The following is a 21762-nucleotide window of genomic DNA, read 5'->3' on the forward strand; positions in this document are numbered from 1 at the left end:
GGAAAAAAATACCGTTAAAAATAGCGTATCTTGTGATGATTTGGTTTGTGGTGCATGTGCTAGCCATCACGATTGATGGTTTATCCGATAAAAAGCAGCGGGTTGATGCAGGTGTTGTTTTGGGCAATAAGGTTGAAAAAGACGGAAGACCATCGGACCGATTACGATACCGCTTGGAAAAAGCTGTTGAGCTATATGAGGGCGGCTATTTGCCTTACATCATCGTGAGCGGAGCGGAAGGTTTTGATGAAGCTGAAGTCATGAAGCAGTATTTGGTGCAAAAGGGAATACCCAGTGACAAGATCCTGACCGACAGCATGGGATTCAATACAAGGATGACGGCAGAGAACACCAGGAAGATTGCAGATGACATGGGGTTTCAGTCTGTCATGGTGATCACCCAGTTCTATCACATTAGCAGGACAAAACTAGCTTTTTCCAAGGCGGGATTCGCAGACGTTTACTCGGCTCACGCAAATTATTTTGAATTACGAGATTTCTATTCTCTGTTTAGGGAGTTTTTTGCTTACTACAAGTATCTGATTTTTGAATGATTACCGTTATTCTGTCAAAAATTTGTCCGGCAAGTGAAGTTCATATAACGGGGCAAAGTGGCATTTTATATTCAATCGAATGAGTGTCCCTCAGATAATCTGAGGGGGACTAAAAACGGGTCCGACGATGGGTTTCGAGCTCGTTTTGCATGCAGGGAAGCGATCGTTTTTCCGATGAGGGAATCCGCGAGGGATGATTTAGCGTCGAATTCCATTTGTCCTAACAGCGCCGATCCCGGAATAGACATGGTGGTGAGTGCACTCAACCAACCATGTAGAGGGGGAACGCTTATGCCGGAAGTGCTGTTTCGCGTGGATTTGAACAAGCCGATGGAGGAGCAGGAGGCTCCCGGGCACAATCGGTGGCATCCGGATATCCCCGCCACGGTCTCTGTCAATCCCGGTGCGGTGTTTCGGATCGAATGCAAAGACTGGACGGATGGCCAAATCCAAAACAACGACGACCCCTCGGATGTGCGCGATGTGAATCTGAATCGGGTCCACGTGCTGAGCGGACCGGTTTGGGTGAACGGCGCCCAGCCGGGGGACGTGCTCGTCGTCGACATTTTGGACATCGGTGCGATCCAGGGGGCGGAGTGGGGCTTTAACGGTATCTTTGACCGGAATAACGGCGGCGGGTTTTTGACGGAACACTTTCCGGAGGCGGCCAAATCGATATGGGACTTTCACGGGATATACACCACTTCCCGCCATGTTCCCGGGGTAAAATTCGCCGGCATTCTTCACCCGGGCTTGATCGGGGTGGCCCCGTCCCACGAGCTGCTGGACAGGTGGAACAGCAGGGAAAAAGCGCTCGCCGCCCAAAATCCGAACCGGGTTCCCCCGCTTGCCAACCTGCCCAATCCGCACAGCGCCGTTTTAGGCTCGCTCAGAGGGGCCGAGTTTGAGCGCGTGGCGAGGGAGGGCGCCAGGACGGTTCCTCCCCGCGAAAACGGCGGGAACTGCGACATCAAGAACCTGTCGAAAGGAACGCGAATCTACTTCCCGGTCTTCGTGGAGGGGGCGAAGCTGTCGCTGGGCGATCTGCACTTTTCACAGGGGGACGGCGAGATTACGTTCTGCGGCGGCATCGAGATGGCGGGTTGGGTGGATCTGCACGTCGACATCATCAAAGGCGGAATGGCCAAGTACAACATCATCCACAATCCAATTTTCAAACCGGGACCGGTCGACCCGCATTACTCCGAGTTCCTCGTCTTCGAGGGAATCTCCGTCGATGAGCATTCCGGAAGCCAGCACTACCTCGACGCCCATATCGCCTACCGGCGTGCTTGTCTGAACGCCATCGAGTATTTGAAGACAAAAGGCTTTACCGGTGAACAGGCGTATATGCTGCTGGGAACCGCACCGGTAGAGGGGAGAATCGGCGGCATCGTCGACATCCCGAACGCCTGCTGCACCATTTCGATCCCCACGGCGATTTTTGAGCAGGATATTTTGCCAAGGTAACAGACGACTTTGTTCATCTGGGATGAGACTGCAGAAGGGAGAAACAGAAAAAAATGGAGCGAGCTGAGGCCTTGGCAACGCCTACCCAGTCGGAACGGAAAAAAACGGCACACGCTTGTCGACCAAATTCTACGTTGAAATACTTTCAGTAATTTTTGGTCGACGTGCCGTTTTTTGGAGTGGAGACAGCCAGCACAGCTTCCCTGTTGGCGTGCCATGAACGGAGTGAGCCCATTTTTTTCTGTTTCTGCTGCGGCTTCTGGGGTCTCATCCTCGTTTTGATCATACGAAAGGAAGGTTGACAATGCCAAAGTACCAGTTTTGTTGTGCGAAGTGCGGCGATTTTGACGTGTGGCTCGGCATGGCCGAGGCTGCGGCGACAGCCGTTTGCCCTGTTTGTGACGGGGAAGCTCCGCGGGTGTATACCCCTCCCGGCCTGGTGATGACGCCGTACGCGCTTCGCCGCCGGATTGAAGGAAGCGCCGAGCCCAAGGTGGTGAAGCGGGAACAGCACCATCACGGGCATCACCATCGGCACGCGCCAAGCCGGCCCTGGCAGGCGGGCCATTAACTTTATGCGGCTGGCGGATGCGGGCCGATTTCCACATTTCCTGCCAGTCCCGAGGAAATGTACTGTTCGGCCCAGTAGAGTGTGGCAAAGGGAATCAGGGTCATGCACAAGCCCAGGCAGATCGGGTCCAACATGTTCCTGCGGGGAAGCGGGAGCGACGATTTCTTCAGGAACAGGAAACCCCCCAGTCGTCTGATCCGGATCGATAGCGCAAAAAGAGATTGACAACAGGTGGAAACTATTACTATCATGATTATAATTTCTATACGAATAATTTCATATGGAACGTTCAAGGTGTTGACCGGTTCTTCTATGGAATCGGCAACTTAATAGGGAAGTCCGGTGAAAGTCCGGCACGGTCCCGCCACTGTAACAGGGAGCATACACGCTTTTACAACCCACTGTTCTTGAAGAATGGGAAGGGCGCGTTTATGCGATGAACTGGAGTCAGGAGACCTGCCTTGAAATCGACATCGTCAAACTCACGAGGATGAGGGAGGTGTACACAGTTTGAACAGCCGTCTATGGATAGCCAGGCGACTTGTCAGGTGATGGAGCATCTTCGGAGAATTCTCTGAAGGTGCTTTTTTGGTTGAGAAAAACAGAGTCTGAAGAGGGAGTATATTCATGAAACGGAAAGTATTCGTCCCGATGGGAATTGCTGCGATGGTGCTGTACTTGTCAGTGAACACGCCGCAGACAGCACATGCCATGCATATCATGGAGGGTTTTTTGCCGGTAGGTTGGGCCGTTTTTTGGTGGGTTTTGTTTCTTCCGTTTTTTCTCTTGGGCCTGCGGGAGATTCAGCGTACGACGAGGGCGAATCCCGAAACAAAGCTGCTGCTCGGACTGGTCGGAGCGTTCGCTTTTGTGCTGTCCGCTTTAAAGCTGCCATCTGTGACCGGGAGCAGCTCGCATCCGACCGGAACCGGCCTGGGAGCGGTGCTGTTTGGTCCGCTGACGATGGGGGTGCTGGGCAGCCTTGTTCTGCTGTTTCAGGCGCTGCTGCTGGCCCACGGCGGATTGACGACGCTTGGGGCCAATGCCATTTCGATGGCGGTAGTAGGCCCGTTCGTCGCATACGGGGTGTATCGGCTGCTGTCACGCGGCGGCAAGCGGCAAAAACTGGCTGTCTTTGCCGCAGCGGCACTGGCGGACTTGTCGACGTACCTGGTTACTTCGCTGCAGCTTGCGCTGGCGTTTCCTGCTGAATCAGGGGGGGTTCTCGCTTCCTTTGCAAAGTTTGCCGGGATTTTTGCCCTGACACAGGTGCCGCTCGCCATTAGTGAAGGGCTGCTGACTGTCCTGGTGTGGAATTGGCTGCATGCGTACAACCGGACTGAGATGGAACAGCTTATGGCTGCAAAGCGAGGTGTGTAATGGATGGGCAAATCGAATCGCTACCTTACCATCGCGATTTTGCTCGTGGTGATCTTGTTGGCAGTCCTTCCGCTGGCTTTTATTCACGGGTCGGAGTTTGGCGGGTCTGACGATGCGGCCGAAGAGGCGGTTGGACAGCTTGCGCCCGATTACGAGCCGTGGTTTCAGCCGATTTTCGAGCCGCCGGGTGCGGAAACGGAGAGTTTGCTGTTCGCCCTGCAGGCGGCGATTGGCGCGGGTGTGATCGGCTATGCCTTCGGTTTCTTCCGGGGCCGGTCGACAAAAAAAGGACGGACGAATGAAGATTCCGTTTGATTCGTACGCCTACACCAACCGGCTGCGGCAGCTTCCGCCAGGCCAGAAGCTGCTGTTCGCCGCCTCCCTGCTGGCGATCGCGCTGCTCGCTCACTGGCAGGTGCATCTGCTTATTTTCGCCTGGTTGAGTCTCTGGATCGTGAAGTACGCGGGGATTCCCTGGCGGACCTACTTGCGGCTCTTGCTGCTGCCGGCCGCCTTCATGCTGATGAGCTTGCCGCCGCTGTGCCTGGAAGCAGCCAGCGGGGATGGGGCCGCCAGCGCGGCTGCAGATGCGGTGGCGGCCGTACAGGTGGCAGGCAGCTGCGTGTACCTTAGCCAGAGCGGCTTGTTGCGGGCGTTTGCCGTCCTGGCCCGGGCGCTTGCGTCCGTCGCCTGTCTGTATTTTCTCCTTTTTACCGTGCCGCTCGGGGAGCTCTTGCAGGTACTGAGGAGGCTGGGGATGCCCGTGATCCTGATCGAGCTGTTGTCGATCATGTACCGCTTTGTCTTCGTCTTGCTGGAGGTAGCCGGACAGCTTTGGGTGGCCCAGCAGGCAAGAGGCGGGCACAACGGCTTTCGCAGCACGCTCAGGGATGTGGCCAAGCTGGCAGTCACCCTGTTTGGCCGGACGTGGCATCGGTACCGGCAGTTGGTGGTCGGGTTGGCGGCCAGGGGGTTTTCCGGCGAGATTCGGGTGGTTTCGACTGCCCGCTTTGTGAGATCCAAACGATATCTATCCGAAGCGGTGCTGGGATGTCTCGCACTTATCGCTTTGGAGTGGTGGACAGGGAGGTAGAGCCTTGGACTGGCTGCTGGAATTTACCGATGTACATTTTACCTACCCGGGTGCCCGGCATCAGGCGCTCGCCGGGTTGACCATGCGGATTCCCGCTGGCCAGAGGTGTGTCCTGCTGGGGCACAACGGCAGCGGGAAATCGACGTTTTTTTTGCACGCAAACGGCATTCTTCGTCCGGAGCAAGGCCGGATCCACTGGAGGGGGAAGCCGCTGGGTTATGACCGCAGTTCGCTTTTGGTGCTGCGGCAGGCAGTGGGGCTGGTCTTTCAGGACCCGGAACAGCAATTGGTGGCCGGAACAGTGGGCGAGGATATCTCTTACGGACTGTGCAACATCGGCCTGGACGACCGGGAGATCGTGAGGCGTGTACGGGAGATCGCACAGCGATTTGATCTGGAGGAGCTGCTCGATCGCCCGATCCACCAGCTTAGTCTCGGACAGAAGCGCCAGGTTGCGCTTGCCGGGGTGATGGCCATGCAGCCGCAGCTGCTGCTGCTGGACGAACCGACTGCTTGTCTGGACCGGCTCCACACCCGGCAGTTGATGGCTGAATTGGCTGAGATCCATCAAGCGGGGACAGCGATCTTGATGGCGACGCACGACCTGGATCTGGCTTACGCCTGGGCCGACTGGATCTTTGTGCTGGATGGAGGACGGCTGGTGCTGGAAGGTACGCCGGACCAAGTCTTTTCCCAGCGTGCCGCCTTGGAAGAGCTTCACCTTGGCGTGCCGCTGCTGTTCGATCTCTGGGAAGCGCTGCCTCCCGAGCGGAGGGCGGCGTTTACGAGCGGAATGCCTCCGCGTACGGCTGCAGAATGGAAGGAGAGGAAGGTGTGGGTATGAAAGGCAAACTGTTGATCATCGGCTTTGGACCGGGGAGCTTTGAACACATTACCAAACGGGCCAAGGAAGCGATCGAAGAGAGCGATGTCGTGATCGGCTACAACACCTATGTGGATCTGATCAGCGGGCTGTTGACCGGACAGAAAATCGTCCGCACGGGAATGACGGAAGAGGTGAGCCGCGCGCAGGAGGCTGTCCGCCAGGCGGAAGCGGGTAAAAAGGTGGCGGTCATCTCCAGCGGGGATGCCGGCGTCTACGGCATGGCCGGACTCGTCTACGAGGTGCTGATCGAAAAAGGCTGGACGGAGGCAACCGGGGTGGAAGTGGAAGTGATTCCGGGCATTTCCGCGATCAACTCCTGTTCGTCGCTGCTCGGGGCACCGGTCATGCATGACGCCTGTACGATCAGTCTGAGTGACCACCTGACCCCGTGGGAGATCATCGCCAAGCGGATCGAAGCGGCGGGGGCGGCCGACTTTGTCATCGCGCTGTACAACCCGCGCAGCGGGCGGCGCACCAGACAAATCGTCGAGGCGCAGCGGATATTATTGAAATACCGCTCGCCGGATACGCCGGTGGGCATCGTCAAGAGCGCCTATCGCGACCGGGAACAGGTCGTGATCACCACGCTGGAGCAGATGCTGGATCACGAAATCGGCATGCTGACAACCGTCATCATCGGGAATTCGGCGACGTTTTTATACGACGAGAAAATGATTACGCCGCGGGGCTACCAGCGCAAGTATACCCTGACGGCCGAGGAGCAGGCGTTGAAGCCGCACCAGCGCCTGAAGCCGGAGGCGGAGCCCTGGGCGCTGCCCCAGTTTGAAGAGGAAGCGCCGCGTGCTGCGGACATCCGGTCGGCTGTGAATATACAGCCTGCCGCCGAGATGCGACCGGCTGCCGGGATGCGGCCAGCCGCTGCTGACACACAGCCAGCCGCCCATGTGCATTCTGCCGCTTCCAAGCCAAGCGCCTATGAACTGGCCATGGAAGCCCTGCTGCTCGTTCAGGGCAGCCGTGGAGTCGAAGTGAATCATTCGCCTGTCACCAATCCGCTGTTTGGGCAGCAGTCGATCTTCGAAGTAGCGGTCAGTCCGGGAGTAGCCAACAAGCGCTTTACGCCGGGTCAGATGATGCTGATGGCAGAGTTGGCGGGCGAATCGGGAGAGATCGAGTACACGCCCCACCACCAGATCATCCTGCGTGTCCCTACGACGGAGCCGAAGCAAATCACCGCCAGGCTGCAGGCGGAAGGACTCTTGCTCGCTCCGATCGGCGACGTAGTCCAGCTCAAGGCGTGCGACTTTTGCAACGGGGAAAAAGATGAGTCCATCCCGTATGCGGAAGAGCTTTACCAGCGGTTAAACGGTCGCAGTGCGCCGAAAGAACTGCGGATCGGATTTAACGGCTGCGGGATGACATGTTACGGCGCGGTGAAAGAAGACATCGGCATCGTATACCGCCGCGGGAAATTCGACTTGTTTCTCGGGGCCAAGACGGTCGGCAGAAACGCCCACAGCGGACAGCCGGTGGCCGAGGGAATCGAGCCGGAGGAGCTTGTGGAGACGGTTGAGCGGATTGTGAACCGCTACATCTCCGACGGCTTCCCCAACGAGCGGTTTCACAAGTACTTCAAGCGGGTGAAACAGGTAGAAGGCTTTGAACATCGGGAGGTGCCGGTGCTGGTCATCGACAATGCCGTCTGCGGCGATTGACGGGACCACAATCGAAACGAAGGGGAGGAATCAGTATGGACGCGGTGCTGTTTGTCGGGCACGGGAGCAGGGATCCGGAAGGAAATCTCGAGGTAAGAAGGTTTGTGGAAGCGATGGCCGAGGAGCTGTCTGTGCCGATCGTCGAAACCTGTTTTTTGGAACTGGAGCGGCCTGACATCTTTCAAGGCGTCCATGCTTGCGTGAAGCGGGGGGCGACTCGCGTAGTCGTCATCCCGATGATGCTGTTTGCCGCCGGACACGCCAAAATTCACATTCCGGTGGCGATCGACGAGGTGAAGGAGCGGTATCCACAAGTAGAGTTCGTCTATGGACGGCCGATCGGGGTACACCCCAAGGTGTTGGAGATTCTCGCTGCCCGCTTGGCGGAAGTCGGTGTTTTGCCAGATGTGGAGCAGCCTGAGACGGCTGTACTCGTCGTCGGCAGGGGGAGCAGCGATCCCGATGCCAACGGCGATCTGTTCAAGCTTTCCCGTTTGCTTTGGGAACGCTTCCGGGTGAAGTGGGTAGAGACTGCCTTTATCGGTGTGACCAGCCCGCTGACGGAAGAGGGCGTGGAACGCTGCCTGAAGCTTGGCGCCCGTCAGGTGGTGATCCTGCCTTACTTCCTGTTCACCGGTGTTTTGATCAAGCGGATGGAGGCCATGCTGGAGGAGCTTCGCGGGCGGCATGCGGATATTTCCTTCACCATGACCCACTACTTCGGCTTCCACCCCGCGCTGCGCCAGGTCTTTCACGAGCGGGTGAGGGAAGCGCTGCAGGGGGTAGTGAAGATGAACTGTGATACGTGCCAGTACCGCCTGGATGCCATGGAGCATATCGACCACCATCACCATCACAGTCATGATCATCACCACCACCACGATCACGACCATGGGCATGGTCATCATCATCACGTCCACGTAAAGTGAGGAGGCGAAACCATGATTGCCGTTTTAGCGGGAACAAGCGATGCACGCGAATTGGCGCTGTTGATCCGGCAGGCAGGCTATTCGCTGCTGACCACGGTCGTGACGGAAAGCGCGGCAAAAAGCATGCAGGAAGCGGGCCTCCCGGTACAGGTAGGGAGACTCTCCGCCGCCGATTTCGTCGATTTGGTCCGGACCAAGAACATCCAGGCCATCGTCGATGCCAGCCACCCTTTTGCGGAGGAAGCTTCGAAAAACGCGATGAGCGGTGCCCGTGAAGCTGGCGTGCCGTACATCCGTTACGAACGGGAAAGCCTCTCCTACCATGACCATCCGCAGGTGACGATGGCAGCGGATTACGCCGAGGCGGCGGAGCTGGCCGCGCAGAAGCGGGGGGTCATCATGCTGACCACAGGCAGCAAGACCCTGGCGATCTTTGCCAAGCGGCTGCTGGGACTGCCTGATACCACACTGGTGGCCCGCATGCTGCCGCGCCTGGACAACATGCAAAAATGCGAGGAACTGGGAATTGAACAGAAAAACATTGTCGCCATGCAAGGCCCTTTTTCCAAAGCACTGAACCGGGCGCTGTACGAGCACTACGGCGTCACGCTGATGATCACCAAGGAGAGCGGCAAAGTCGGTGCGGTCGATGAAAAGCTGGAAGCGGCCCTGGAGCTGGGGATTGAAACGATCGTGATCGCCAGGCCACAGATTGAATACGGGGTCAAATTCTCCGACTTTACCGGCGTTTTGCGCGAATTAGACCGCTGTCTCAAGGGAGGGATAGACCATGCAGTTTCACACGGAGTTTACACCGTCTACGGTACAACCGCAGGAAATTGAGGAAAAGAGCTTTGCGATCATTACCGAGGAACTGGGGGAGCATTCGTTTACACCGGAGCAGTTTCCCGTCGTACAGCGGGTTATTCACGCCTCGGCCGATTTTGACCTGGGCCGCAGCCTGCTCTTTCACCCCGATGCGGTAGAAGCGGGGATCCAGGCGATTCGCACCGGGAAAATCCTCGTTGCCGACGTGCAGATGGTTCAAGTAGGCATCAGCAAGGCTCGGATTGAGAAATTCGGCGGCGAGGTAAAGGTGTACATCTCCGACCGCGACGTGATGGAAGAGGCCAAGCGGCTCAATACGACACGTGCGATCATCTCGATGCGCAAAGCGGTCAAGGAAGCGGAAGGCGGCATCTTTGCCATCGGCAACGCGCCAACCGCGCTTTTGGAACTGATCCGGCTCGTCAAGGAAGGAGAGGCAAAACCGGGGTTGATCATCGGCATGCCGGTTGGCTTCGTCTCGGCTGCCGAATCCAAGGAGGAATTGGCCAAACTGGACATTCCATTTATTACCAATCAAGGGCGGAAAGGCGGCAGTCCGGTGACCGTGGCGGCGGTAAACGCCTTGTCTCTGATGGCGGAGCGCCGGGGATAAACGATGAAGGAAGCGGCGGAAAAACCGATGCGCTACGGCTACACGACCGGTTCGTGTGCCACGGCGGCAGCAAAAGCGGCACTGCTGTCGCTGATCTTGCAGGAAAAACAGACAGAAGCGACGATCACCCTGCCGATCGGGCAAACAGCCACCTTCCAGATGGAGAGCTGCGAATTTACCGCAGACATGGGGGTAGCCGGCACGATCAAGGACGGCGGCGACGATCCCGATGCCACCCACGGCGCCCTGATCATGTCCGCTGTCTACTGGAAGGACAGTCCCGGGATTGAACTGGATGGCGGCGTCGGCGTGGGCCGGGTGACCAAACCGGGACTGCCGGTGCCGATCGGCGAAGCGGCGATCAATCCGGTTCCGCGCCGGATGATTGTGGAAACCGTGCAGGAAGTTCTGGCAGAGTACGATATCAACCGCGGCGTTCGCGTGGTCGTCTCGGTGCCGGACGGAGAAGAGATTGCCAAAAAGACGCTGAACGGCAGACTGGGGATCGTCGGCGGCATTTCCATTTTGGGCACGCGGGGAATCGTCGTTCCGTATTCGACTTCGGCCTGGAAAGCGAGCATTGTTCAGGCCATGAACGTCGCTGTCGCTGGCGGCTGTGATCACCTCGTCCTGTCCACCGGCGGTCGCAGTGAAAAGGTCGGCATGGATCTGTACCCGGATCTGCCGGAGGAAGCCTTTATTGAAATGGGCGATTTCGTCGGATTCACGCTGCTCATGTGCAAGAAGCATCCCGCAGTGAAGAAGGTATCGTTAATCGGTATGATGGGTAAATTTTCCAAATTAGCACAAGGCGTGCTGATGGTTCACTCCAAAAGCGCACCGGTGGACTTCGGCTTCTTGGCGAAAGTCGCGGAGGAAGCGGGCGTTCCTGCGGAGCTGAAGGAGGAGATTTTGTCAGCCACAACCGCCTCTTATGTGGGCGACCTGATGATGGCGCAGGGGTACCGGCATTTTTTTGCCAGGCTGTGTCAGTACTGTTGTGATGTCGGTTTGCGCCATATCGGCGGAGGACTGGAGCTGGAGACGGTGATTACGACGATGAAGGGTGAGTTGCTCGGAAGGGAGTCACGGTATGGAGCAAGTAATCAAAGTGATCGGGATCGGTGATGACGGAGCGGAGAGTCTTTTGCCCGTCTACCGCCAGTGGATTGAGGAGAGCGAGCTGTTGATCGGCGGTGAGCGGCATCTCGGCTATTTTCCCGACTACCCCGGTGAAAAATGGGCTGTTCAGGAAGGGCTTGCTGCCATTGTGGAGCGGCTGCGGGGTGAGACGCGCCAGACAGTGATCTTGGCCTCCGGAGACCCGCTGTTTTACGGCATTGGCGGCTACCTGGCCAAAAAGCTGCCGGTGCAGATCTACCCCCAGGTGAGTTCTATTCAACTCGCTTTTGCTCGCATCGGCGAAAGCTGGCAGGACGCATGCATTACCAGCGTTCACGGCCGCAGCATGAAAGGCCTGGCCCAGCGCATCGACGGGAAGGCGAAGGTAGCTCTGCTCACTGATGATCAGAACGGACCGCAGGCGATTGCCAAGTACCTGCTCATGTTCGGCATGAATGAGTACGAGATGTTTGTCGGCGAAAATCTGGGCGGTCCGGACGAGCGAACGGGCTGGTATCAATTGGATGAACTGGCCGACCAGTCGTTCTCTCCGTTAAACGTAGTAATCCTTCGGCAGAAACAGGCCGGGCCCGTCTGGCCATTGGGCATCCCTGACGAAGAGTTTGCCCAGAGAAAACCGGATAAGGGGTTAATTACAAAAAGGGAGATTCGCGTGCTCAGTTTGGCCAACCTGCGGCTGCGCGCCGACAGCACGGTCTGGGATATCGGCACCTGTACCGGCTCAATTGCCATCGAGGCAGCCCGTATCGCCCGTTTGGGACAGGTGTTTGCCGTGGAAAAAAACGCCGAAGACCTGGAAAACTGCCGGCAGAACATGTACAAGTTTCGCGCTGACTTGTCTCTTGTGCACAGCAAGGCTCCTCAGGGGTTGGAGCGGTTTCCCGACCCGGATGCAGTGTTTATCGGGGGAAGCGGCGGCGAGTTGAAGGAACTGCTGCACGTCTGCTGCAGCCGCCTGAAGCCGGAGGGGCGCATCGTCCTCAACGCGGCGACGATCGAGACCCTGTATCTGGCGATCGAAGCGTTTCAGGCCGAAGGGTTTGCCTTTGACGTGACGCTGTCGCAAATATCGCGGAGCAAACCGATTCTGGCGATGACCCGTTTTGAAGGCTTAAATCCTGTCTACTTGATTACAGCATACAAAAAGGTGGAGAGCGCAAATGAGTAAACTGGGAGTGCTGCACGGGGTAGGGGTAGGGCCGGGCGACCCCGAATTAATCACAGTGAAGGCGTTTCGCATTCTCAAGGAGTCGCCTGTCATCGCCTATCCGAAAAAGCGTTCCGGCAGCAAAAGCTATGCGCTGGCCATAACGGAAACCTACGTCAACACGATGGAAAAAGAGATGGTCGGGCTCGTCTTTCCGATGACGAAGGACAAGGAGACGCTGGAGCGGCAGTGGAACAAAACAATGGAAACCATCTGGCAGCACCTGCGCGAGGGTAGAGATGTGGCCTTCGTCACGGAGGGCGACCCGCTCTTGTACAGTACGTTTATTCACATGATGCGGCTGATGCAGGAGCTTCACCCCGAAGTGGAGATCAGATCGATCCCCGGCATCTCTTCTGTCAACGGCGCTGCGGCCCGGCTCGGTCTGCCGCTGGCCGACGGAGACGAACAGACCGCGATCATCCCGGCGACAGAGGACCGGGCCGCGATGTGCAAAGCGCTCGTCGAACACGATTGCGTCATCTTTATCAAGGTGGCCAAGGTGCTCGACATGATGATCGAACTGCTCAGGGAGCTTGATCTCGTCCATAAGGCGGCTGTCGTGACGAAGGCCACGTCCAGTGAAGAGATGATCTGGCGGGATGTGGAGGAGCTGGAAGGTGCGGAATTGGAGTACCTAACCTTGATGGTGGTGAGAAAATAGTGAAAATGTATATCGTAGGGGCGGGTCCCGGCGATCCCGACTTGATTACCGTGAAAGGCTTGCGCTTGCTTCAGGAGGCGGACGTCGTCTTCTACACCGACTCGCTGGTCAGCGAAGAACTGGTGGCGAGAGCGAACCCGGCAGCCGAAGTGATCAAAAGCTCCGGCATGGCGCTGGAGGAGATGGTGGAAGTCATCGTGGACCGCGTTACCGCCGGGAAAAAACTGGTGCGGCTGCACACGGGCGATCCGTCGATGTACGGAGCGACGATGGAGCAGATCGCGCTGTTAAAGCGCCGGGGCATCGAGTGTGAGATCGTCCCCGGGGTAAGCTCCGTCTTTGCCGCGGCGGCTGCAGTCGGCGCCGAGCTGACGATACCGGAGCTGACCCAGACCTTGATTTTGACCCGCGCCGAAGGGCGCACGCCGGTGCCGGAGCGGGAACAACTGCGGGATTTGGCCAGCCATCACTGCACGATCGCGCTGTTTTTGAGCGCCACCCTGACCAAGAAGATCACCCGCGAGTTGATCGCCGCCGGCTGGAGCGAGGAGACGCCGGTCGCGGTCGTTCAGCGCGCCAGCTGGCCTGATCAGAAGATCGTCCGGACGACGGTGGGCAGGATGGACGAGGACCTGGGCAAACACGGCATCCGCTCCCATGCGATGATCCTGGCCGGCTGGGCGCTCGATCCCGACATCCACGAAAAGGATGAATATCGTTCGAAGCTGTACGATAAAGAATTTACCCACAGCTTTCGCAAGGGAGTGAAGGCATGAGCATTCAGCTGGAGGAAGGGGTCATCCCGGCGATTGAGCAGAGGGGTGATTACGCGATTGTGGCGATCACCAAGCACGGGGTCGAACTGGCTCGCAGACTGCATGAGAAGTTTTCCCACGCCGATCTCTACTACATGGAGAAGTTTGCCCGGGGCGACGAGACAACCCGGCGGATCCAACTGTTTACCGGTTCGGTCCGCCTGCTGTTTCCCGCCCTGTTTCCAAGCTACAAAGGGCTGATCGTGATCATTTCGCTGGGGGCGGTCGTGCGGATGATCGCTCCGCTGCTGCAGGATAAAAAAACCGATCCGGGCGTCGTCGTCATCGACGATCGCGGGGAGCACGTGATCAGTGTCCTGTCCGGCCATTTGGGCGGGGCCAACGAGCTGGCGCTGGAAGTGGCGGCGGCCATTGGCGCCCGGCCGGTCATCACCACGGCGTCCGATGTGCAAAAGACAATTCCGGTCGACCTGTTCGGCCGCCGCTTCGGCTGGCGGTGGGAATCGGATGAAAAGCTGACACCCGTCTCCGCTGCCGTCGTCAACGAGGAAAAGGTCGCCGTCGTCCAGGAGTCCGGCGAAAAAAACTGGTGGATGCACGAGACGCCATTGCCGGACAATATCCAGGTGTTCGACAATATACCTGACGCCCTGGCGGCAGAGCCGAACGCAGCATTGGTCGTGACGCACCGCCTGCTTTCGGCGGATGAAGAAGTCATCTTGCAAAACGGCGTGCTGTACCGCCCCAAGGTGATCGTGCTGGGCATTGGCTGCAATCGCGGTACGTCAGCCGAGGAGATCGAAGCGGTCATCCTGGAGACGCTGGACGAATTGCGGTTCTCGATTCACAGCGTGAAAGCGGTTTGCACGTTTGAACTGAAAAAAGGCGAACCGGGACTGCTCGCCGTCACCGGGAAGTACGGTTGGCCATTCGTCTGGTATACGGCCGAACAGCTTAACGCCGTGCCGATCGAGGCTCCCTCGGAGACGGTCTACCGCTATACCGGCGTCTGGGGCGTAAGCGAGCCGGCGGCTAGGCTCTACGCCGGATGCGATCAATTGGTCTTGACGAAAAAGAAATCCGGCAACGTCACGATATCTGTCGGAATCCTATCTTTTGAGTGACAAGGGGGCTCACATGACACAACGTCGGATTGTCATCGCCGGAACGGGCAGCGGGGTAGGGAAAACCACGCTGACGATCGGTTTGATGGCGGCACTGCAGCGCAGGGGACTGGTCGTGCAGGGCTTCAAATGTGGCCCTGACTACATCGATCCCAGTTATCACACGGCGGTAACCGGACGGGTTTCGCGCAACCTGGACAGCTGGATGCTGCCTGAGGATGCGGTCAAAGAGGTGTTTGCGCGCGGCAGCAGCGGCGCGGATATTTCCCTCATCGAAGGAGTGATGGGCTTTTTTGACGGCAAAAATCCGGCAAATAACGACGGCAGTACGGCCCATATCAGCCAGATTACAGAAAGCCCGGTGCTCCTGGTCGTCAACTGCCACAGCATGGCCCGCAGCGTCGCGGCCATCGTCAAAGGGTTTCAACACTTTGCCGAAGGCATCCGCATCGCCGGCGTCATCGCCAACAAAGTGGGCAGCGTCGGACACTACCGCATCGTCAAAACAGCGGTGGAGCAGGAGTGCGGCATACCGGTCGTCGGCTATCTCCTGCGGGAAGCAGGCATCGCGATTCCGGAGCGCCATCTCGGCCTGATTCCTTCGCTGGAGCGCGGGGAGCTGGACGGCTTCTTTGCCAAGCTGGCCGATCTGATCAGCGAGACGGTCGATCTGGATCAACTGCTGGCGATTGCAGAGGCGCCTGAATTAGATGCCAAGCCGGTTCTGTTCGCCACGCCGCCTGCACCGAAGCGGGTGAAAATAGCGGTTGCCAAGGATGCCGCCTTTCACTTTTACTATCCGGAAAATCTGGAACTGCTTGAACACTATGGCGCACAGTGCGTCTATTTTTCGCCGCTGGCGGGGGAGACGGTCCCGGCAGGAGTGCAGGGACTCTACCTCGGCGGCGGTTTTCCCGAAGAGTTTGCCAGTACGCTGTCGAGCGGCGAGAGCGTGCTTGCGTCGATCCGCCAGGCGGTGCAATCCGGGCTGCCCACGCTGGCGGAGTGCGGCGGTTTTATGTACCTGACGGAAGAGATCGAGACGACAGACGGCAGCCGTTATCCGATGGCCGGTGTGATCCCGGGCAAGGTAACGATGCAAACCAGGCTGGCCGCACTCGGCTACCGCGAAATCTTTGGCCGCGCCGGCAACTTCTTGCTGGGAGCAGATGCTGCGGCGAGAGGGCACGAGTTTCACTACTCCACCTTTGCAGCCCGCGGCGAATTCACTCCCGCCTATGAGACCAAAGGCATGCGCGGCGCCAAACAGGAAGGGTATCTGGCGGGCAACCTCGTCGCCGGGTACACGCATTTTCACTTTGGCTCCAACCCTGCGGTAGTCGTGCGCTGGATCGAGCAGTGCCGGGAGGTTCAGGCCTATGGGTAGGGCGCTTCCGCTGATGGTCCAGGGCACCAGCTCCGATGCCGGCAAGAGCGTGCTGGTGACAGCCCTCTGCCGGATTTTTGCGCAGGACGGCTATGCCACGGCTCCCTTCAAGTCGCAAAACATGGCGCTGAACTCTTATGTGACGATCGACGGCAAGGAGATCGGCCGGGCACAAGGAGTCCAGGCTGAAGCGGCGGGGATTGCCGCCACGACCGATATGAACCCGATCCTGATCAAACCCACCCGCGACCGGGAAGCCCAGATTGTCGTCCACGGCGAGCCCTACAAGCACATGCTGGCCACTGACTACCGCAGCGATTTTTTTGCGCAGGGATTGAAAATCATCCAGGACGCATACCAGCGGCTCGCCGATCGATATGATTGCATTGTCATCGAAGGGGCGGGCAGTCCGGCAGAGATCAATCTCAACGACCGCGAACTGGTCAACATGCGGGTGGCGCGGATGGCGAATGCACCGGTGATCCTGGTCAGCGATATCGAGCGGGGAGGAGTCTTCGCCAGTCTGGTCGGCACGCTGCAGCTGTTGGAGCCACAGGACCGGGATCGGGTAATCGGCGTAGTCATCAACAAGTTTCGCGGCGACCTCTCCCTGCTTAAGCCCGGGCTCGACTGGTTTGAGGAGTACACCGGAAAGCCTGTGATCGGGGTGCTTCCCTACCTGCCCAACCTGTATATCGATGCGGAAGACTCCCTGATCCTGGAGACGTATCAAGCGAGGAGCGATCAGCCCAAAGAGATCGATATCGCTGTCATCCGCTACCCCCGCATCTCCAATTTTACCGATGTCGACCCGTTTTTTGTCGAGCCGGACTGCGGTGTCCGCTTCGTGACACAGGTCAGCGATCTAAGGCAGCCGGATCTGATCATCCTGCCGGGCAGCAAAAATACGCTGGAAGATCTGCTGTTCCTCCGCGAATCGGGTCTGGAAGCGGCCGTCATCGACCGTGTGCGGAAGGGAACGGCGAAGCTGGTCGGACTGTGCGGCGGCTATCAAATGCTGGGGGAGCGGATCGAAGACCCGGATGAGGTGGAGTCGCCGCAGCGGCTGGTCGAGGGGATGGGGCTGGTGCCTGTCGCTACCCGCCTGCTCAAGACCAAGACGACAAGCCAGTCTGCGGGCGTCATCCGGTTGGCTGATAGAGATTTGCAGGTAACCGGGTACGAGATTCACATGGGTGAGTCCCGGTACACAGGGGATGTCTCTCCGCTGATCGAGCTGCGGGAACACACCGATGGCGTATGGGACCGCAGCCGTGGCATCATGGGTACGTATTTTCACGGGATTTTTCACAATGACGAGTTTCGGCATGAGCTGCTGGGTGACATTCGGCGTGAAAAAGGCTTACCTCCGATAGCGGAGCGCGTCTCTTTTGTACGCCTGCGGGAACAGGGGTTTGATCAGATTGCCGAAATGGTGAGGAGCCATGTCGATCTGCCATACGTCTATGAAAAGATGAGACAGTTTCAACAGGAAAGGCAGGAGAGGTAGAAATGAAGTGGATGCAACAGGTGCCGCCGCTCGATTTCGCATCCGGGGAAGCGGCCAGGATGCATATCGACCAATTGACCAAACCGACGGGCAGTCTGGGGCGGTTGGAGGAGCTGGCCATCCAATTGGCCAAAATAACCGGAGAGCCGTTTCCGCAAGTATCGCCGCCCGGCGTGATCGTCTTCGCCGGGGATCACGGCATTGTGAAGGAGGGAGTCTCCGCCTATCCGCAGGAGGTTACGGCCCAGATGGTGCTGAACTTTACAGGCGGCGGGGCAGCCATCAACGTTTTCTCCCGCCAGATCGGCGCGCTGCTGCAGGTAGTGGATGTAGGCGTTGCCAGCGATCTGTCGGCAGAAGAGGTGATCTCGCGGAAAATCAGGTACGGCACCGGCAATTTTTTGCATGAAGATGCGATGACCAGAGAGGAAGCAGCCGCCAGCCTTGAAGCCGGGGCGGATTGTGCCAGGCAGATGATCCAGCAGGGGGCCAGGCTGCTGATTTTAGGGGAAATGGGGATCGGCAATACGACGCCCAGCAGCGCAATGCTGGCTGTGCTCACCGGAGAGCCGGTAGAGGATGTCGTCGGCAGGGGAACCGGCCTTGCAGATGGCGCGCTGCTCCGCAAGAAGCAGATTATTCGGCAGGCGATCGAGTCCCGGCAGGCTGATCCCGCCGATCCGCTCGACGTCCTGGCAAAACTGGGCGGACTGGAGATCGGTGCGATGGCGGGAGCGATGCTGCAGGCGGCTGCCATGCGAGTGCCGATTTTGGTGGACGGATTTATCTCGACCGTTGCCGCCCTGCTCGCAGTTAGGATCGAGCCGCGAATCACTGACTTCATGATCGTCGGCCACCAGTCGCAAGAGCCCGGACACAAACAGGCCTTGTCCCACCTGCGCAAACAGCCCCTGCTGGATCTTGAGCTGCGTCTCGGCGAAGGGACGGGCGCTGCGCTTGCCTTTCCGCTCGTCGAGGCGGCGACGCGGATGCTCCGCGAGATGGCCACCTTCCATTCCGCCGGGATCGCGGGGAAAACCGAAGCGTAATCAGCCCAGCCATAACAGAGGAAAGGATTGAGCGGCTAATGGGTCGAAGCAGAGAGAATCAGCGTGGACTTACCCTCGTCTATACGGGAGACGGGAAAGGGAAGACGACATCCGCCTTGGGATTGGCCCTGCGCGGCATCGGGCGGGGATTTAATGTAAAAATATTCCAATTCATCAAATCGCCGGAGCGCTCTTATGGCGAACAGATCGCCCTCAAGAAGCTGGGTGTAGAGATGGTCCAATTGGGGATCGGCTTTACCTGGACAAAGACGCCGGAAGAGCATCGCGAAGCGCTGCGAACCGGCTGGCCGCGGGCCAAGGAGGCGGTCATGAGCGGCGAATACGATCTCGTCATCCTCGACGAGTTAAACAATGCCCTGGCGATCAGCAGCTTTCCGGTCGACGACGTCCTGCCGCTCGCCGAGGTGCTTGAGTTGATCCAGAGCCGCCCCAAACACGTGCATCTGGTGATTACCGGCAGAAACGCCAAAGACGAGGTCAAGGCGGCAGCCGATCTCGTCTCCGTGGTCGAGGCCGAAAAGCATTATTATAATGAAGGAATTCCGGCCGTGTACGGAATTGAATTTTAGGAGTGAACGTGTCCATGTCGATCATGCAGATCTTGAAGGAGCGGCGGGCGGTGCGCAACTACGAGCAGCGCGAGGTGGAAGAGGAGAAAATCAAGCTGCTGTTGGAAGCGGCGACGTGGACGCCCAACGACCGCTTGCGGGAACCGTGGCATTTTTACGTCATCCGCGGCGAGGCCAAAGAGCGCTATCGGCAGATCGCAGTCGATTACCTGCACGAGCGTTTTCCGGCCAAACCCCACCTCGTGCAAAGCTCTGTGGAAGTGATCGATCATACCCCATTGATAATTGTCGTCACCTCCGATATCATTCCAGATGATGAAGACTCATCAGAAGATAATGAATTCGCCGTCTGCTGTGCGATCCATTCGATGTGGCTGATGGCCAAGGAATTGGGTTTAGGCCTGGTGTGGAGGACGAGAGGGGTCGGACTGGTCCGCGACAAGCGGCTCTATGAATTTATCGGTTCGCCCGAATCTGCAAAAGTGATCGGAACCGTGTTCATCGGCTATCCTGCTGCCGAAGTCCCGGCCACCACCCGTACGCCGTATACCGAAAAAACCACATGGATGTAGAAGCCCAACCGGCGATCAATGGCAGCCGGCGGGAGAGAGGGAACAGATGTCACAGCCATTTCGTCATGGAGTTTTTTATCGGTCACATGTGTGGCCCGAGCTGAGTGTGGAGTTAAAGCAGCAGCATCTGCTCATCCGCACTGCCATCCCCATGGAAACGCTGAGCAGCGCGCTGTGGGGCGGGGGACTGTCCAGCGCCCACACGTTTGTCAACTGGTACGTGGACAAGACTTACCGCAGTACAGACCCGGCAGCCCGGATGCGGGAGCAAATCGAACAGTGGGGCTACCAGCTAGATGCGACGATCGGCTTGCAAACGGCGGCAAAGCTGACCCATGCCGCTGTTGCCGAGGAGGCGGGGGACGCCTTTGACATGGTCTGCTGCACGACAGCAGGCACGAGCAATGCTGCCCGTGCAGGAAAGGCAGAACGGATTTTTTCCGCCTATCAATCCGGGACGATTAACACGTTTTTGTTCGTCAACGGCCGGATGACTCCGGCTGCGATGGTCAATGCCCTGCTCACGGCAAGTGAAGCCAAGGCGGCGGCTCTGCAGGACTTGCAGCTGTTGACGAATACGGGGGAGATCGCTACGGGAACGACAAGCGATTCGTTTGTCCTCGCTGTCAGCCAGCAGGGTTATCCGCAGCTTCATCCGTACGCCGGCACGGCGACGACGATCGGGGACGCTGCAGCCAGGCTGGTCTATCAAACGGTGCGTGAAGCGGCAGCGACACAGAGGGAGGAGTAGCGCGGTGATGGCTGTTCATCTGCTGTGCGCCTACCTCTTGGATCGGCTGATCGGCGACCCGCGCTGGCTCCCCCATCCGGTCGTCTGCATGGGGTGGGTGATCACCCGTCTGGAGCAGGCGATCCGTCGCCGCTTTACCCGCGCGGCTTCATTAAAATGGGCAGGAATGCTTTTTCCGCTGCTCTTGGTGGGCGGCTCTTACCTGGTCGTTTGGCTGCTGCTAAAGGGCCTGGCTATGCTACATCCCTGGCTGGCCTGGGCGGCGGAGGTCTGGCTCATCTCGACGACGATCGCCACCAAGGGGTTGGCTGAAGCAGGGATGAACATTTACGCCAAATTGCAAGCGGGCGATCTTCCGGCGGCGCGAAGCGAGCTGGCGATGGTCGTCGGCCGGGACACCGAGCAGCTTGAAGAGCCGGAGATCGTCCGCGGGGCCGTGGAGACGGTGGCGGAAAATATCGTCGACGCGATTCTCTCCCCGCTGTTCTACGCGGCGATTGGCGGGGCTCCGCTGGCAATGGCCTATCGGGCGGCCAACACGCTGGACTCGATGGTTGGCTATAAAAACGAGCGATACGAGCATCTGGGCTGGGCATCGGCCCGCTTTGACGACCTCGCCAATTACATACCGGCAAGGATAGGCGCGCTCCTGATCGTCGCGGCCAGTTGGCTGAAACGGTTGCACTGGCGCCAGGCATGGCTGGTGATCCGCCGCGACGCCCGCCTGCATCCCAGCCCGAACAGCGGCTTTTCCGAGGCGGGAGTGGCTGGTGCGCTGGGTGTGCAGCTTGGCGGATTGAATTACTACAAGGGAGTGCCTTCCGACCGGGCGCGTTTGGGGGATCCGAACAGGCCGCTGCAAGCGGACGACATCCCGCAAACCGTATCATTGATGTATCTCGTCTCCGTTCTGTTCGTCTGTCTGTGCGCAGGTGTGCTGCTTGTCCTGCGATGACCGACGGAAAACGAGCAGGCCGCCGCTCTGTGCC

At 58.4% G+C, this 21762-nt stretch carries 24 protein-coding genes and 1 riboswitch; of the genes, 23 read left to right on the forward strand and 1 reads right to left on the reverse strand.

Annotated features, from left to right (window positions below; translation table 11 throughout):
- The 3 genes from HGBM_RS02010 to HGBM_RS02020 form a co-directional block, all read left to right on the forward strand.
- Positions 1-554: YdcF family protein (locus HGBM_RS02010; protein WP_019119433.1), on the forward strand; the 554-nt coding region annotated here is incomplete at its 5' end.
- Between the two features lie 291 nt (positions 555-845).
- Positions 846-2024 (forward strand): formamidase, encoded by a 1179-nt coding sequence (gene fmdA, locus HGBM_RS02015; RefSeq protein WP_019119434.1) that lies wholly within the window; start codon positions 846-848, stop codon positions 2022-2024.
- A 304-nt stretch (positions 2025-2328) separates the two neighbouring features.
- Positions 2329-2595 (forward strand): FmdB family zinc ribbon protein, encoded by a 267-nt coding sequence (locus HGBM_RS02020; RefSeq protein ID WP_019119435.1) that lies wholly within the window; start codon positions 2329-2331, stop codon positions 2593-2595.
- 2 nt (positions 2596-2597) lie between these two features.
- Here HGBM_RS02020 and HGBM_RS31250 read toward each other — a convergent pair whose 3' ends face one another.
- Positions 2598-2846: a hypothetical protein gene (locus tag HGBM_RS31250; protein WP_147512779.1), complete on the reverse strand. Its 249-nt coding sequence runs from the start codon at positions 2844-2846 to the stop codon at positions 2598-2600.
- A gap of 24 nt (positions 2847-2870) precedes the next feature.
- Positions 2871-3073, forward strand: a riboswitch (cobalamin riboswitch).
- Between the two features lie 149 nt (positions 3074-3222).
- On the opposite strand from HGBM_RS31250, the gene HGBM_RS02030 reads away from it, so the two are divergent.
- Genes HGBM_RS02030 through cbiB form a run of 20 tightly spaced genes read left to right on the forward strand, consistent with a single transcriptional unit; the run spans position 3223 to position 21728 of the window.
- On the forward strand, positions 3223-3975 hold the full coding sequence (locus HGBM_RS02030) for an energy-coupling factor ABC transporter permease (protein ID WP_019119437.1): 753 nt from the start codon (positions 3223-3225) through the stop codon (positions 3973-3975).
- Positions 3976-3978: 3 nt separating this feature from the next.
- Positions 3979-4290, forward strand: coding sequence for an energy-coupling factor ABC transporter substrate-binding protein (locus HGBM_RS02035; RefSeq protein WP_019119438.1), 312 nt, complete (start codon positions 3979-3981; stop codon positions 4288-4290).
- A complete protein-coding gene (cbiQ, locus tag HGBM_RS02040) occupies positions 4274-5068 on the forward strand; it encodes a cobalt ECF transporter T component CbiQ (protein WP_019119439.1) in 795 nt (264 codons plus the stop codon). Before HGBM_RS02035 ends, cbiQ begins: the two co-directional genes overlap by 17 nt.
- Positions 5069-5072: 4 nt before the next feature.
- The gene (locus HGBM_RS02045; RefSeq protein ID WP_019119440.1) at positions 5073-5912 is read left to right on the forward strand and encodes an energy-coupling factor ABC transporter ATP-binding protein; all 840 of its coding nucleotides are present in this window, start codon (positions 5073-5075) and stop codon (positions 5910-5912) included.
- Complete coding sequence (gene cobJ, locus HGBM_RS02050) at positions 5909-7630, forward strand: precorrin-3B C(17)-methyltransferase (RefSeq protein ID WP_019119441.1); 1722 nt, start codon at positions 5909-5911, stop codon at positions 7628-7630. The genes HGBM_RS02045 and cobJ overlap by 4 nt, the downstream gene beginning before the upstream one ends.
- Before the next feature lie 35 nt (positions 7631-7665).
- Complete coding sequence (locus HGBM_RS02055) at positions 7666-8559, forward strand: sirohydrochlorin chelatase (RefSeq protein WP_019119442.1); 894 nt, start codon at positions 7666-7668, stop codon at positions 8557-8559.
- Between the two features lie 12 nt (positions 8560-8571).
- A complete protein-coding gene (cobK, locus tag HGBM_RS02060) occupies positions 8572-9402 on the forward strand; it encodes a precorrin-6A reductase (protein ID WP_019119443.1) in 831 nt (276 codons plus the stop codon).
- Positions 9350-10000 carry a precorrin-8X methylmutase gene (locus HGBM_RS02065; protein ID WP_019119444.1) on the forward strand — a complete coding sequence of 217 codons (651 nt, stop codon included), beginning with the start codon at positions 9350-9352 and terminating at the stop codon, positions 9998-10000. The genes cobK and HGBM_RS02065 overlap by 53 nt, the downstream gene beginning before the upstream one ends.
- A 3-nt stretch (positions 10001-10003) precedes the next feature.
- Complete coding sequence (locus tag HGBM_RS02070) at positions 10004-11128, forward strand: cobalt-precorrin-5B (C(1))-methyltransferase (RefSeq protein WP_019119445.1); 1125 nt, start codon at positions 10004-10006, stop codon at positions 11126-11128.
- A complete protein-coding gene (cbiE, locus tag HGBM_RS02075; RefSeq protein WP_019119446.1) occupies positions 11094-12311 on the forward strand; it encodes a precorrin-6y C5,15-methyltransferase (decarboxylating) subunit CbiE in 1218 nt (405 codons plus the stop codon). Before HGBM_RS02070 ends, cbiE begins: the two co-directional genes overlap by 35 nt.
- The gene (gene cobI / locus HGBM_RS02080) at positions 12304-13014 is read left to right on the forward strand and encodes a precorrin-2 C(20)-methyltransferase (RefSeq protein ID WP_019119447.1); all 711 of its coding nucleotides are present in this window, start codon (positions 12304-12306) and stop codon (positions 13012-13014) included. Before cbiE ends, cobI begins: the two co-directional genes overlap by 8 nt.
- Positions 13014-13790 (forward strand): precorrin-4 C(11)-methyltransferase, encoded by a 777-nt coding sequence (gene cobM / locus HGBM_RS02085; protein ID WP_019119448.1) that lies wholly within the window; start codon positions 13014-13016, stop codon positions 13788-13790. The genes cobI and cobM overlap by 1 nt, the downstream gene beginning before the upstream one ends.
- A complete protein-coding gene (locus HGBM_RS02090; RefSeq protein ID WP_019119449.1) occupies positions 13787-14914 on the forward strand; it encodes a cobalt-precorrin 5A hydrolase in 1128 nt (375 codons plus the stop codon). Before cobM ends, HGBM_RS02090 begins: the two co-directional genes overlap by 4 nt.
- Positions 14915-14927: 13 nt before the next feature.
- Positions 14928-16301, forward strand: coding sequence for a cobyrinic acid a,c-diamide synthase CobB (locus tag HGBM_RS02095; RefSeq protein WP_019119450.1), 1374 nt, complete (start codon positions 14928-14930; stop codon positions 16299-16301).
- The gene (locus HGBM_RS02100) at positions 16294-17811 is read left to right on the forward strand and encodes a cobyric acid synthase (RefSeq protein ID WP_019119451.1); all 1518 of its coding nucleotides are present in this window, start codon (positions 16294-16296) and stop codon (positions 17809-17811) included. The genes HGBM_RS02095 and HGBM_RS02100 overlap by 8 nt, the downstream gene beginning before the upstream one ends.
- Positions 17812-17813: 2 nt before the next feature.
- A complete protein-coding gene (gene cobT, locus HGBM_RS02105; RefSeq protein ID WP_019119452.1) occupies positions 17814-18860 on the forward strand; it encodes a nicotinate-nucleotide--dimethylbenzimidazole phosphoribosyltransferase in 1047 nt (348 codons plus the stop codon).
- A gap of 38 nt (positions 18861-18898) precedes the next feature.
- The gene (locus HGBM_RS02110; RefSeq protein WP_019119453.1) at positions 18899-19450 is read left to right on the forward strand and encodes a cob(I)yrinic acid a,c-diamide adenosyltransferase; all 552 of its coding nucleotides are present in this window, start codon (positions 18899-18901) and stop codon (positions 19448-19450) included.
- Positions 19451-19464: 14 nt separating this feature from the next.
- Positions 19465-20022: a nitroreductase family protein gene (locus HGBM_RS02115; RefSeq protein WP_019119454.1), complete on the forward strand. Its 558-nt coding sequence runs from the start codon at positions 19465-19467 to the stop codon at positions 20020-20022.
- A 46-nt stretch (positions 20023-20068) separates the two neighbouring features.
- Positions 20069-20773 (forward strand): adenosylcobinamide amidohydrolase, encoded by a 705-nt coding sequence (locus HGBM_RS02120; protein ID WP_026074142.1) that lies wholly within the window; start codon positions 20069-20071, stop codon positions 20771-20773.
- Between the two features lie 7 nt (positions 20774-20780).
- Entirely contained in the window at positions 20781-21728 is a 948-nt protein-coding gene (cbiB, locus tag HGBM_RS02125; protein WP_019119456.1) for an adenosylcobinamide-phosphate synthase CbiB, read from the forward strand.
- Positions 21729-21762: the final 34 nt, after the last annotated feature.

The sequence above is a fragment of the Brevibacillus massiliensis genome (genome assembly GCF_000311785.1).
Classification (GTDB): Bacteria; Bacillota; Bacilli; order Brevibacillales; family Brevibacillaceae; genus Brevibacillus_C; species Brevibacillus_C massiliensis.